Origin of the sequence: Streptomyces sp. NPDC006879 (genome assembly GCF_042869595.1) — a bacterium.
GTDB lineage: Bacteria > Actinomycetota > Actinomycetes > Streptomycetales > Streptomycetaceae > Streptomyces.
This window is the reverse complement of sequence record NZ_JBIAGC010000071.1, coordinates 1-13,472: the sequence shown is the minus strand read 5'-3', so window position 1 is coordinate 13,472 and position 13,472 is coordinate 1. Positions and strand designations below refer to the sequence as shown.

The window sequence follows — 13,472 nt, the reverse complement described above, 5'->3', positions numbered from 1 at the left end:
AGACGTCGAACTCGCCGCATAACCCCAGCAACCCCGAACCACCCCAAACCCCACACAGGCGCCTTGACGAAAGACATAGAGGCACCCCCCCCGGACGGCCCCTTCGGCACGCTCCCCTTTCCACGGCGTGGACCAGCAGGTTCGCCGCAGCCACGCGGATCCTGACCTCCCGGGTAAGCAATGTCCTTTCGCTGTCGGCCTGCGGCATTTGCTACCTCGTCGACCGTCCGACGCCCACATAACGATCAGGCCGCAACCCTTGCCGAGGGTCCTGAAACGGCCGGGCTGAAAGTCCTGCACCATCGCGTCCGTAGACTGGTCGCGTGAGTGAGCAGCCCCAGCCCAGTGACGACGAATTCGGTGCGACCGGCGAGTTCGGTGTGTCCGACGAATTCCACCAGATCGTCGACGCGGAAACCGACCGCGATCCCGACCTTGCCGTGATCGAGGCAGGCAGCCGGACCTTGCGAGCCCAGGCCGGGCCGCCGCAGGGGGACCCCGTTCCTACCCGCCCGAGCGACCCGGAAGTCGACCGGGCCCTGCGCGAGGTGGAGGAGGAACTCGCCGGCCGCTGGGGCGAGACCAAACTGGACCCTTCGGTGCAGCGGATCGCCGCCCTGATGGACGTCCTCGGCGAGCCGCAGCGCGCCTACCCCTCCATCCACATCACCGGCACCAACGGCAAGACCTCCACCGCCCGTATGATCGAGGCGCTCCTGAGCGCCTTCGAGCTGCGCACCGGCAGGTACACCAGCCCCCACGTCCAGCTGATCACCGAACGCATCAGCCTCGACGGGGTACCGATGGACGCCGAGCGCTTCATCGAGACCTACCGTGACATCAGGCCCTACGTGGAGATGGTCGACGCCAAGGAGGACTACCGCCTGTCCTTCTTCGAGGTGATGACTGCCATGGCGTACGCGGCCTTCGCGGACGCACCGGTGGACGTCGCCGTGGTCGAGGTCGGCATGGGGGGCACCTGGGACGCCACCAACGTCATCGACTCCTCCGTCGCCGTCATCACCCCCATAGACCTCGACCACACCGACCGGCTCGGGGGGACCGTGGGGGAGATCGCCCTGGAGAAGGGCGGCATCATCAAGCCCGGTGCCACCGCCATCCTGGCCCAGCAGCCTGTCGACGCGGCCCAGGCACTGCTCAAGCGGGCCGTCGAGGTCGACGCCACGGTGGCCCGGGCCGGCATGGAGTTCGGCGTCATGGCACGTGAGGTCGCCGTCGGCGGCCAGCGGCTGACGCTGCGGGGCCTGGGCGGCGAGTACGAGGACGTCTTCCTCCCTCTGCACGGCGCTCATATGGCGCACAACGCCGCTGTGGCGCTGGCCGCCGTGGAGGCGTTCTTCGGGATCGGCGCGCACCAGGCCAGTCCGCTGGATGTGGACACCGTTCGGGCTGCCTTCGCCACCGTGACCTCGCCGGGCCGAATGGAGGTGGTGCGGCGCAGCCCCACGATCGTCCTGGACGCCGCGCACAATCCGGCGGGTGCTCGGGTGACGGCGGAGGCGGTGACCGAGGCGTTCGGCTTCACCCGGCTGATCGGCGTGCTGGCCACCAGTGAGGGCAAGGACGTCCGGGGGGTCTTCGAAGCCTTCGAGCCGATCCTCGCCGAGGTCGTCATCACGCAGAACTCCACGCACCGGTCCATGGACTTGGATGCGCTGGCCGCCCTCGCGGTCGAGGTGTTCGGCGTGGACCGGGTGCAGGTCGAGCCGCGGCTCGACGACGCTCTGGAGGCTGCGATCACGCTGGCCGAGGAGGAGGGCGAGTACGCGGGAGCCGGAGTCCTCGTCACCGGCTCTGTCTTCACCGTCGGCGACGCCCGGCTCCTGCTCGGGAGGCGTTGACCGTGCGGACCCTGTGCGCCTCGACGCTGATCTCCGAGTTCCTGGTGATCGGGTTCGCCGGGCTGGTGGCGATGAAGGGCGACCTGTCCCAGGCCACGGTCTGGACGGTGTGCGGTATCGGCATGCTGCTGTCCTTGTTGCTGTGCGGCATGCTGTCCCGGCCCGGTGCCGTCCAGATCGGTTGGGCACTGCAGATCGGTCTCTTCCTGAGCGGTTTCGTGGTCGGCGAGATGTTCGTCCTCGGTGTGCTCTTCGGTCTGCTGTGGTGGGCCTCGGTGAAGTACGGCCGCCGGATCGACGCCGCGAAGGCGTTGTGGGCGGCGCGACTGGCCGAGGCCGAGGGTGACCCTGACGCTGTGTGACCACCCGCCATTCGGCCCTGTAGCCTCGGACACCCGCACTCCGTACGTACCAAAGGAGCCCCTACCGTGAGCCAGCGCACGCTCGTCCTGCTCAAGCCGGATGCAGTCCGCCGCGGTCTGATCGGCGAGATCATCGGACGCATCGAGCGGAAGGCCGGCTGGACGATTCCCGCCCTTGAGCTGCGTACTCTCGATGCACAGACCCTGGAGGCCCACTACGGCGAGCACAAGGGCAAGCCGTTCTACGAGCCCCTGATGGGCTTCATGGCTTCCGGTCCGGTCGTCGCCCTCGTGGTCGAGGGGGAGCGAGTCATCGACGGCATGCGGACCCTGGCCGGTCCGACCGATCCGATCGCCGCCGCCCCCGGTTCGATCCGCGGCGACTTCGGCACGATCGTGCGGGAGAACCTGGTCCACGCCTCGGACTCCGAGGAGTCCGCGGAGCGAGAGCTGAAGCTCTTCTTCCCCGCTCTGGTCTGATGTGAGGTCAACCGAATAGCGCTCATGACCTGGGGCGACCGAAGTAATTTCGGTCGCCCTTTGGTATTACCGGACAAGGGCGGGAACGACTGATGCAGACACAACGTCACCAATAGGGGGGCGGGTACCCGTTCCGGCGGGCGCAGCGGAGTCCCGTCGCGCGAGGTCCTGAACCTCGGCACTACGATGGGGCCACCACCCACACCCACCTCGCCGACCTGACAGTACCGTCCACACGGGAAGGCCAGACGCTCCTCATGGGGAACAAGGGGAACTCAATGTCGTTCATCGGCCGTGACATGGCTGTCGACCTCGGGACCGCCAACACGCTGGTGTACGTGAGGGGCCGGGGCATCGTTCTCAACGAGCCTTCCGTGGTCGCGATCAACACCAACACCGGCGGCATCCTGGCTGTAGGCTCCGAGGCGAAGAAGATGATCGGCCGCACGCCCGGCAACATCGTCGCCGTGCGCCCGCTCAAGGACGGCGTCATCGCCGACTTCGAGATCACCGAGCGGATGCTCCGCTACTTCATCCTCAAGATCCACAAACGCCGCTACCTGGCACGCCCGCGTGTCGTGGTCTGTGTGCCCTCCGGTATCACCGGAGTCGAGCGCCGCGCCGTCATCGAGGCTTCCACCCAGGCGGGCGCACGCCAGGTGCACATCATCGAAGAGCCGATGGCCGCGGCGATCGGTTCGGGCCTGCCGGTGCACGAGGCCACCGGAAACATGGTGGTCGACATCGGCGGTGGCACCACCGAAGTGGCGGTCATCTCGCTCGGCGGAATCGTCACGGCACAGTCCATCCGGGTGGCCGGCGACGAGCTGGACAATGCGATCATCCAGCACATCAAGAAGGAGTACAGCCTGCTCCTGGGAGAGCGCACCGCCGAGCAGATCAAGATCACCATTGGTTCCGCCTACGACCTCGACAAGGACGAGCACACCGAAATCCGGGGCCGTGACCTCGTATCCGGTCTGCCCAAGACGGTGGTCATCTCGGCCGCCGAGGTCCGCAAGGCCATCGAGGAGCCGGTCAACGCCATCGTGGACGCGGTCAAGACGACCCTGGACAAGTGTCCGCCCGAGCTCTCCGGCGACATCATGGACCGCGGCATCGTCCTCACCGGCGGAGGCGCTCTGCTGCGCGGTCTCGACGAGCGGCTAAGGCGTGAAACCGGGATGCCCATCCACATCGCCGAGGACCCGCTGGACTCGGTTGCCCTCGGCTCCGGCAAGTGCGTCGAGGAGTTCGAGGCGCTCCAGCAGGTTCTGGACGCCCAGCCCCGGCGCTGATCCCGGGCCGCGGTCAAAGGGGCACCACGGACACCGGATCCGCCGTACGGGTGCTGTCACGCCCGTACGGCGGATCGTTGATATACAGGCACAGTCCGGTGCGAGCCCCGGTTCTTTGGGGGCGGCCCGCACCGCACGGGACATCTACGAGGAAGGCACGGCCGCCGCACGTGAGGGACACACGAGAGAGCCGGCTGCTCCTGGTACTGCTGGTCGCCATCGCGTTCGCGCTGATCACCGTGGACATCAGGGCGGGTGAAGGGTCGCCGGTGCACGGTGCCCGGCAGGCTGCCGCCGCCGTGTTGGGACCGGTGGAGCAGGGCGTGGCCACCGCGGTCGACCCGGTCGCCAACGCCATAGGAGCAGTACGGGACTCCGGCAAGCGCCACAACCGGATCGCCGAACTCGAACGCGAGAACGCGGCCTTGAAGGTGAAGGTCGGAAGCGACGACCGCAACCGCAGCCGGGTGCGCGAGCTCGACGAGATGCTGAAGAAGGCCGGTGCCGGCCAGTACGGAATCAAGGGCGCCGAGGTCATCGCCATAGGGGCCGCCCAGGGCTTCTCCTGGACGGTCACCATCGATGCCGGCAGCAAGGACGGCATCACGCGGGACATGACCGTTCTCAACGGCGACGGTCTCGTCGGACGGGTGACCACGGTCGGCCCGGACACCGCCACCGTCCTCCTGGCCAACGACCCCGACTTCACCGTCGGCACTCGTCTGGAGAAGACCGGCGAGCTCGGCTTCGCCACCGGCCAGGGCGGCCAGACGCTCAGCGTGCAGATGCTCAACGGCAAGGCCAAGGTAAAGCCGGGGGACCGTCTGGTCACCTTCGGCTCCCGTGGTGACCGGCCGTTCGTACCCGGCGTTCCGCTCGGTGAGGTGGTCCGCGTCGATCCGTCAGGCGGCGGCCTCACTCGCACCGTCTGGGTACGCCCGTACGTCGGGTTCTCCCGTCTGGACATCGTCGGGGTAGTCGTGCAACCGCCGCGTGAGGACCCGCGCGACACGGTGTTGCCGCCCCGCCCCGCGAAGCCCAAGCCCGTCCCCACCGTGACCGTGACGGCGAGCCCTTCGGCCAGTACCGGGACCGACCGGCTCGCTGACAGTCAGGCCGGGCAACAGGTGGACGGCCAGCAGCCCACCCCCCAGCAGACCGAGGACTAGGAGCTGATCCCCATGCGCTTCAACCGGATTCTGCTCTCCGGCACCTTCATCGTGGTGGCCCTCGTCGTCCAGGTGACCGTCCTGGCGCGGCTCCAGCTGCCGGGCGCCGTACCCGACCTGGTGCTGCTGACCGTGGTCGCCCTGGCCATGGTCTACGGGCACGTCAGCGGGGCCCTGATCGGGTTCGCCGCCGGGCTCCTGAGCGATCTCGCACCGCCCGCGGACCATGCTGCCGGCCGCTACGCCCTGGTGTTGTGCGTCATCGGATACCTCGCCGGGCTCGCCCGCCCGGACAACGGTCGTTTCCGTTCGGCAATGCCGCCGCTGCTCGTCGTGGTCGCCGCCGCCCTCGGCTCGACCCTGATGTACGGCGCGGTGGGCGCGTTGGTCGGCGACGACGCGGTCCGCCATGTGGGTCTGCCCGGGCTGTTGTTCACCGCCGCCCTGTACGACGTGCTGCTCGCACCGTTCGCCGTCCCCCTGCTCATGGCGCTCGCCCGGCGTGCCGAGAGTGATCCGATGGCGGTGGAGGCCAATGCCGGGCCGGCCCAGGGCGCCGACGTCGCCAGTGGTTGGCTGGCGGGCGGCACCGGACTGCGGATCGGGAGCCAGCGCGGTGGCTTGCGCATCCGGGCTGCCCGTAGCCGCGCGCAGCGGGCCGGACGCATCAAGGGGGTCAAGAAGCTGTGACGAACATTCCGGAGACGGGACGCACCCATCGGGTTCAGATCCGGCTCGTCATCCTTCAGATGATCGTCTTCTCGCTGCTGCTCACCCTCGGCGGCCGGCTGTGGTACCTGCAGATCCGAAACGGCGATGAGTACAGCACCGAGGCGAAGAACAACCATGTCCAGCAGGTGGTCCAGCCTGCGGTGCGCGGCTCGATCCTCGACGCACGCGGCATTCCGCTTGCCGACAACGAAACCCGTCTGGTCGTCTCCGCCAGCCGCACTGAGCTGATGAAGATAAAGGACAAGGGCAAGGGCGTACTGACCCGACTGGCCGGCGTACTGGACATGACTCCCAAGGAGGTCATGGACAAGGTCCGGCTGTGTGACTCCCAGACGCCGCAGCCCTGCTGGAACGGATCGCCCTACCAGCCGATTCCGGTCACCGACGAGGCGACCACCCAGCAGGCCCTGCAGATCCGTGAGCGAGCCGAGGACTTCCCCGGCATCACGGCCGAGCCCACCGCGGTCCGCCGTTACCCGGGACCGGGCAGTTCCAACAGCGGTCAGGTGCTCGGCTACCTCTCGCCGGTGACGGACGAGGAGATCCTCAAGGCGAAGGACACCCGGTCGCCGTTCCTGCGTTCGGACCAGGTGGGCCGCTCGGGCTTGGAGCGCACCTATGACAAGGACCTGCGTGGCAAGGCCGGTGTGACCCGCTACGAGGTGGACAACCTCGGGCGGGTCATCGGGGAGGCCGAGAACGACCCCGCCATCCCCGGCGCCAACCTGGTGACCAGCATCGACGCCCGGGTTCAGGCCGTGGCGGAGTACCAGCTGAACGCGGCCATGAAAGAGGCCCGCAAGGTGGTTGACCGCAACACCGGCGTCAACTACAAGGCGGATTCCGGTGCTGTCGTGGTGTTGGAGTCCAAGACCGGTCGGGTCATCGCGATGGCCTCGAATCCGACGTACGACCCCAACGTCTGGGTCGGTGGGATCTCCGCCAAGGACTACAAGAAGCTTCTGGACAAGAAGTCGAACGTCCCGTTGATGAACCGGGCCATCCAGGGCATGGCCGCCCCCGGCTCCATCTTCAAGGTGGTCCCGGTCACCGCGGCGGTCAACGCCGGGTACGAGTTCGATGGCCGCTATCCCTGCCCGAGCTCGTACTCCATCGGCGGCCAGGTCTTCAAGAACTTCGAGTCCCAGGGGCACGGTTCCATCACTCTCGGCCAGGCCCTTGAGGTCTCCTGTGACACCGTCTTCTACGCACTGGCGCACAAGCAGTGGCAGTTGGACGGGGGCCTGCACCCGAAGAAGAGGCCCGCCGAGATCTTCTACAAGACCGCTCACCAGTTTGGCCTGGGCAAGGAGACGGGCGTGGACCTGCCGGGCGAGGTCTCCGGCCGGATCCCGGACCGCGCCTGGAAGCAGGACTTCTGGGAGCTGAACAAGGACTACTGGTGCAAGATCGGCAAGAAGGGCGGCGACTACATCCAGCAGCTGTCCTACGAGAACTGCCTCGAAGGCAACCTGATGCGTGCAGGTGACTCCGTCAACTACTCGATCGGCCAGGGTGACACCCTCGTCACCCCGATCCAGATGGCCGTCATCTACTCGGCCATCGCGAACGGCGGGACCATGTGGAACCCCACGCTGGGCAAGGCGGTCGTCAGCCCCGACGGCAAGGAGGTCCGCGAGATCGCGCCCAAGTCGCACGGCCGGCTGCCGATGAGCGCCGAGACCAGGAAGCAGATAGACGGTGCCCTCGCCGGCGTCGCCACCCGGGGCACCGCCGCCTGGCGCTTCGGCGGCTGGCCGCAGGACAAGATCCCGATGCACGCGAAGACGGGTACCGCCGAGGTCTATGGCAAGCAGACCACCTCGTGGTTCGCCACTTACACCGAGGACTACACGATCGTCATGACGATCGCCCAGGGCGGTACCGGTTCCGGTGCTTCCGGCCCCTTCGTGCGAAACATCTACGACGCGATGTACGGGCTGGACAAAGAGGGCAACCAGGACCTGAGTAAGGCGTTGTTGCCGAAGCCCCAGCGCACGCTCCCCAAGATCAACAAGGATGGCGTCATCGACGCCCCGGTGATCCGCCCCTACGAGCCGGAGAAGCCCAAGGAAGAGGACCCCGCGGCCCTCGCCGGGCCGCCATCGGGGTGGCGCGACTGATGCCCGGGTCCAACTCCTTCTCCGTCTCGCGCTACTCGCCCGAGCGTGGCGTCTGGGCCAGACTGACCGCCCGTGATTCGCTGATGCGCCGGTTGGACTGGCCGATACTGTTCTGCGCACTCGCGCTGTCCTTCATCGGCGCGTTGCTCGTGTGGTCCGCCACCCGCAACCGCACCCAACTCAACCAGGGCGATCCGTACTACTTCCTGTTCCGGCACTGCCTGAACGCCGGAATCGGTTTGGTGCTGATGATCGGCACCGTCTGGCTTGGTCACCGCACCCTGCGTGGCGCGGTTCCGGTCCTCTACGCGCTGTCCGTCTTGCTGGTGACGGCCGTGCTGACCCCGTTGGGCGCCACCATCAACGGTGCGCACGCGTGGATCGTGGTCGGCGGCGGCTTCTCCCTCCAGCCCTCCGAGTTCGTCAAGATCACCATCATCCTGGTGATGGCGATGCTGCTGGCCGCCCGGGTAGACGCGGGCGATCAGCCCTATCCCGACCACAACACGGTGGTCAAGGCGCTGTGCCTGGCCGCCCTGCCGATGGGCATCGTCATGCTGATGCCCGACCTCGGCTCCGTGATGGTCATGGTGGTGATCGTGCTGGGGGTGCTGCTCGCCTCGGGCGCCTCCAACCGCTGGGTGATCGGGCTGATCGGTTCCGGAGCCCTCGGCGCGGTGCTGGTCTGGCAACTGGGCGTACTCGACGAATACCAGATCAACCGCTTCGCGGCCTTCGCCAATCCGGATCTGGATCCCGCCGGTGTCGGCTACAACACCAACCAGGCACGGATCGCCATCGGTTCGGGCAGGCTGTTGGGGGCCGGGTTGTTCAAGGGCTCGCAGACGACCGGTCAGTTCGTACCGGAGCAGCAGACCGACTTCGTCTTCACGGTGGCTGGCGAGGAGCTGGGGTTCGTCGGGGCCGGCCTGATCCTGGTGCTCTTGGGGGTCTTGCTGTGGCGTGCCTGTCTGATCGCGCGGGCCACCACGGAGCTGTACGGGACGATCGTCGCGTCCGGGATCATCGCCTGGTTCGCCTTCCAGTCCTTCGAGAACATCGGGATGACGCTCGGGATCATGCCGGTGGCCGGGCTTCCGCTGCCCTTCGTGTCCTATGGAGGATCCTCGATGTTCGCCGTCTGGGTCGCGGTGGGCCTGCTCCAGTCGATCAAGGTGCAGCGGCCGATGTCCGCCTGAGGGCGCTCCCTCGTCCTCGGTGGAGCGGTGCGGGGCCTCGGACGCGGCTCCATCGCAAGGATGGAGGGACACACCTCGGTGGAGCTCCGACAGTCGTCTCCGCCCGCCCGCCGAGGCGCTGCGACCGCCGTCGTGGCCCGTTGGTGACGACGGAGCGTCTTCAATCGAGGCCATCGGGCAGTGGGCTGCGTAGATGGCGCCAGTAGGGGCAATATCTGGTTCATGGCGGACACGAAGCGCGAGATTGAGCGCAAGTTCGAATTCACTTCGGTCAAAGCCGGTCGCAAAGGGGTGCCCGACCTGACCGGAGTCGGCCCCATCGCGGCCGACCAGGAGACGGGAACCGTGCACCTCGACGCCGTCTACTACGACACCCCCGACCGACGACTAGCCGCCGCCTCACTCACCCTGCGCCGCCGCACCGGGGGCCAGGACGCCGGCTGGCACCTCAAGTTCCCGATCGCCCCCGGCGTACGGGACGAACTGCGCGCCCCGCTCTCCGACACCGTCCCCCAGACCCTCGCCGACCTGGTGCGCTCCCGGGTGCGCGAGGGCGGCCTCGTCCCCCTGGTCCGTCTGCGGTCCGCACGCGAGGTACGACACCTCCTCGACCGGAACGGCTGCCTCCTCGCCGAACTCAGCACCGACACCGTGCACGCCGAACGGCTGCCCGGCGGCGAAGCCGCCAACTGGACCGAAGTGGAGGTGGAACTCGCCGAGGAAGTGCCTGCACGCCTCCTCGAAACCATCGGCCGAACCCTCAGCAAGGCCGGCCTCAAGCACTCCGACTCCCCCTCCAAACTCGCCCGGGCCCTCGTCGAAACCGGCGACCTCGTACCCGCGACCCCACCCGCCCCGCCCTCCGACACCGGCGAGTACGTTCTTGCCTACCTTCGGGAACAACGGGACGCACTCATCGACTACGACCCGGCCGTGCGCAGGGAGCTCGCCGACTCCGTGCACCAGATGCGGGTCGCCACCCGCAGGATGCGCGGCGCCTTCAAGACCTATCGGAAGGTCATCGACCGCAAAGTCACCGATCCGATCGGCGAGGAACTGAAATGGCTCGCCGGCGAACTCGGCGTCGACCGGGACCAGGAGGTACTCATGGAGCGCCTCCAAGGGCACCTCGCCGAAGTACCCCAAGGCCTGGTGATGGGCCCCGTCCGGGCCCGGCTGAAGAGCTGGAACCGAGCCCGCCGATCCGGGTCGCGCCGCCGCACCCTCGCCGTCCTCGACAGCCCCCGATACCTGGTGCTCCTCGACACCCTCGACGCCCTGCTTGCCGAGCCCCCGCTGCTCTCCGCCGCCACCCGCCCACCCACCAAGACCTTCCCGCGGGCCGTACTGCGCGACTACGAGCGGCTGTCCGGCCGCATCGACCACGCCCTGACGCTCGCCCCGGGCGAAGAACGCGACCTCGCCCTGCACGAAGCACGCAAGGCCGCCAAGCGCGCCCGCTACGCTGCCGAGGCGGCCGTCCCGGCCCTTGGCCGTCCATCCGCCCGGCTGGCCAAACGGATCAAGAAGGTCCAGACGTTGCTGGGAGACCACCAGGACAGCGTCGTAGCCCGTCAGGCCCTGCGCGTCCTGGCCGCGCAGGCGCAGGGCGTGGGGGAGTCCGGCTTCACCTGGGGGCTGCTCTACGGCCGGGAAGAGGCGCTGGCGCAACGGAGGGAACGCGAGCTGCCGGAGGTCTGGGCCAACGCCGCCACCCCCGCTCTACGGGCCGCGCTGGGCGGTTGACCGGCTGGCGACCGTGCCGGGGGCGACCTCTGAACGCGTTACGCTTGAGAGTCGCCCCCTGCCCAGCTTCCGAAAGTCGCGTGATGTCCGAGTCGGTCTTCCCACAGCTCGAAGCTCTGCTCCCGCATGTGCAGAAGCCCATTCAGTACGTCGGCGGAGAGCTCAACTCCACGGTCAAGCCGTGGGAAGAGTGTGACGTCCGCTGGGCGCTCATGTACCCCGACGCCTACGAGGTCGGACTCCCCAACCAGGGCGTCATGATCCTCTACGAGGTACTGAACGAGCGCGAGGGCGTGCTCGCCGAGCGCACCTACAGCGTCTGGCCCGACCTCGAAGAACTGATGCGAGAGCACCAGGTCCCCCAGTTCACCGTCGACTCGCACCGGCCGGTCTCGGCCTTCGACGTCTTCGGCCTCAGCTTCTCCACGGAGCTCGGCTACACCAACATGCTCACCGCCCTGGACCTGGCGGGTATTCCGCTCGCCGCCCGGGACCGGACGGTGGACCACCCGATCGTGCTCGCCGGAGGTCACGCGGCCTTCAACCCCGAGCCGATCGCCGAATTCATCGACTGCGCGGTCATCGGCGACGGCGAGCAGGCCGTCCTCGACATGACCGAGATCATCCGCACCTGGAAGGCCGAAGGCCGTCCGGGAGGGCGCGAAGAGGTCCTCTTCCGCCTCGCGAAGACCGGAAACGTCTACGTGCCGGGCTTCTACGACGTCGAGTACCTCCCGGACGGCCGCATCGGCCGCGTGGTGCCGAACCGCTCCGGTGTGCCCTGGCGCGTGTCCAAGCACACCGTGATGGACCTCGACGAGTGGCCGTACCCGAAGCAGCCGCTCGTCCCGCTCGCCGAGACCGTCCACGAGCGGATGTCCGTCGAGATCTTCCGCGGTTGCACCCGCGGCTGCCGTTTCTGCCAGGCCGGCATGATCACGCGCCCCGTGCGGGAGCGAAGCATCACCGGCATCGGCGAGATGGTGGAGAAGGGCCTGAAGGCGACCGGTTTCGAGGAGGTCGGCCTGCTGTCGCTGTCCTCCGCGGACCACACCGAGATCGGCGACATCGCCAAGGGCCTCGCGGACCGCTACGAAGAGGACAAGATCGGTCTGTCGCTGCCGTCCACCCGGGTGGACGCCTTCAACGTGGACCTGGCCAACGAACTGACCCGCAACGGTCGGCGATCCGGTCTCACCTTCGCCCCCGAGGGCGGCTCCGAGCGAATGAGGAAGGTCATCAACAAGATGGTCTCCGAGGAGGACCTGATCCGCACCGTCTCCACGGCCTACGGGAACGGCTGGCGCCAGGTCAAGCTGTACTTCATGTGCGGCCTTCCCACCGAGACCGACGAGGACGTCCTCCAGATCGGCGATATGGCCGTCAAGGTCATCGCCGAGGGTCGCAAGGTCTCCGGACAGAACGACATCCGCTGCACCGTCTCCATCGGTGGATTCGTCCCGAAGCCGCACACCCCCTTCCAGTGGGCGCCGCAACTGTCCGCCGAGGAGACCGACGCGCGCCTCGAAAAGCTGCGCGACAAGATCCGCGGCGACAAGAAGTACGGCCGTTCCATCGGGTTCCGCTACCACGACGGCAAGCCCGGCATCGTCGAGGGGCTGCTCTCCCGGGGCGACCGGCGCATCGGATCGGTCATCCGCGCGGTGTACGAGTCGGGGGGCCGCTTCGACGGCTGGCGTGAGCACTTCAGCTACGACCGCTGGATGGAGGCCGCCGAGAAGACCCTGCCCGAGTACGGAGTCGACGTCGCCTGGTACACCACCCGCGAGCGCACCTACGAGGAGGTCCTGCCTTGGGACCACCTCGACTCAGGCCTCGACAAGGACTGGCTCTGGGAGGACTGGCAGGACGCCCTCGACGAAACCGAGGTCGAGGACTGCCGCTGGACCCCTTGCTTCGACTGCGGTGTCTGCCCTCAGTTCGACACATGGCCACAAGTAGGACCGACGGGCAAGAAGCTGCTCCCGCTTGAGGTCAAGAAGTAGCCGTGACCAGCGGCGATGCCGTCCAGAGGATGGCTGAGACGCTCGCTGGCATGAGCGAGGCGGAGCGTACCGAGATCCTTCGGGAGCTCGGGACGAGGGGGCGGGAGCAGGCTTCCCGCCCTGTGCGGCGCACGCCGCTCCCTGCTCCTCGGCAAGATCCGGGCATCGTCTCGGCGGTCGAGTGGGTGTAGCTGATGAGAGGCGTCCGGGCCGTAAGGGTCCGGGCGCCTTTTGCGTGGCGCCGATGGACAGCATCGGGTCGGATCGGGGTGAACATGCCCTCTTGACCCGCAGGTTCCGACAGAGTGAAGGTCGTGCAACCAGGCGCAACGCGCTCGACAGGGAGGGACACCATGGCCTTACGGTTCGTCGGTAAAGATCCCGAGTCCGGAGATCACGGTGGGCTTGATCCGCTTTGACGGACACTCCTGATCAGGGGCTTCGCCCCCGGAAGGATGATGTCCATCATGGAGAGCATGGGGAAGAAGAAGCCGC

General features: G+C 67.7%; 10 protein-coding genes. All 10 read left to right on the top strand.

What is annotated here, in order from left to right; genetic code table 11:
* Positions 1-323: 323 nt before the first annotated feature.
* The 10 genes from ACFYMC_RS28755 to ACFYMC_RS28710 all read left to right on the top strand — a co-directional run bounded on the left by ACFYMC_RS28755 (position 324) and on the right by ACFYMC_RS28710 (position 12,977).
* Positions 324-1,862, top strand: coding sequence for a bifunctional folylpolyglutamate synthase/dihydrofolate synthase (locus ACFYMC_RS28755; RefSeq protein ID WP_388530772.1), 1,539 nt, complete (start codon positions 324-326; stop codon positions 1,860-1,862).
* Between the two features lie 2 nt (positions 1,863-1,864).
* On the top strand, positions 1,865-2,224 hold the full coding sequence (locus ACFYMC_RS28750; protein ID WP_388530775.1) for a DUF4233 domain-containing protein: 360 nt from the start codon (positions 1,865-1,867) through the stop codon (positions 2,222-2,224).
* Between the two features lie 66 nt (positions 2,225-2,290).
* The gene (gene ndk, locus ACFYMC_RS28745) at positions 2,291-2,704 is read left to right on the top strand and encodes a nucleoside-diphosphate kinase (protein WP_388530769.1); all 414 of its coding nucleotides are present in this window, start codon (positions 2,291-2,293) and stop codon (positions 2,702-2,704) included.
* Positions 2,705-2,982: 278 nt separating this feature from the next.
* Positions 2,983-4,002 (top strand): rod shape-determining protein, encoded by a 1,020-nt coding sequence (locus tag ACFYMC_RS28740; protein WP_125647420.1) that lies wholly within the window; start codon positions 2,983-2,985, stop codon positions 4,000-4,002.
* A gap of 170 nt (positions 4,003-4,172) precedes the next feature.
* On the top strand, positions 4,173-5,171 hold the full coding sequence (mreC, locus tag ACFYMC_RS28735; protein ID WP_388530765.1) for a rod shape-determining protein MreC: 999 nt from the start codon (positions 4,173-4,175) through the stop codon (positions 5,169-5,171).
* Between the two features lie 12 nt (positions 5,172-5,183).
* Complete coding sequence (gene mreD / locus ACFYMC_RS28730; RefSeq protein ID WP_388530762.1) at positions 5,184-5,861, top strand: rod shape-determining protein MreD; 678 nt, start codon at positions 5,184-5,186, stop codon at positions 5,859-5,861.
* Positions 5,858-8,026, top strand: coding sequence for a penicillin-binding protein 2 (gene mrdA / locus ACFYMC_RS28725; protein WP_388530759.1), 2,169 nt, complete (start codon positions 5,858-5,860; stop codon positions 8,024-8,026). Before mreD ends, mrdA begins: the two co-directional genes overlap by 4 nt.
* The gene (gene rodA, locus ACFYMC_RS28720) at positions 8,026-9,225 is read left to right on the top strand and encodes a rod shape-determining protein RodA (RefSeq protein ID WP_388530756.1); all 1,200 of its coding nucleotides are present in this window, start codon (positions 8,026-8,028) and stop codon (positions 9,223-9,225) included. Before mrdA ends, rodA begins: the two co-directional genes overlap by 1 nt.
* Before the next feature lie 222 nt (positions 9,226-9,447).
* A complete protein-coding gene (locus ACFYMC_RS28715; protein WP_388530753.1) occupies positions 9,448-10,971 on the top strand; it encodes a CHAD domain-containing protein in 1,524 nt (507 codons plus the stop codon).
* 83 nt (positions 10,972-11,054) lie between these two features.
* Positions 11,055-12,977, top strand: coding sequence for a TIGR03960 family B12-binding radical SAM protein (locus ACFYMC_RS28710; protein ID WP_388530750.1), 1,923 nt, complete (start codon positions 11,055-11,057; stop codon positions 12,975-12,977).
* Positions 12,978-13,472 lie beyond the last annotated feature (495 nt).

Excerpts from the sequence above, each read along its gene's own strand:
- ACFYMC_RS28715 (WP_388530753.1), top strand. The coding sequence starts at position 9,448 with ATGGCGGACACGAAGCGCGAGATTGAGCGCAAGTTCGAATTCACTTCG.
- rodA (WP_388530756.1), top strand. The coding sequence starts at position 8,026 with ATGCCCGGGTCCAACTCCTTCTCCGTCTCGCGCTACTCGCCCGAGCGT.
- ACFYMC_RS28740 (WP_125647420.1), top strand. The coding sequence starts at position 2,983 with ATGTCGTTCATCGGCCGTGACATGGCTGTCGACCTCGGGACCGCCAAC.
- mreD (WP_388530762.1), top strand. The coding sequence starts at position 5,184 with ATGCGCTTCAACCGGATTCTGCTCTCCGGCACCTTCATCGTGGTGGCC.
- ACFYMC_RS28710 (WP_388530750.1), top strand. The coding sequence starts at position 11,055 with ATGTCCGAGTCGGTCTTCCCACAGCTCGAAGCTCTGCTCCCGCATGTG.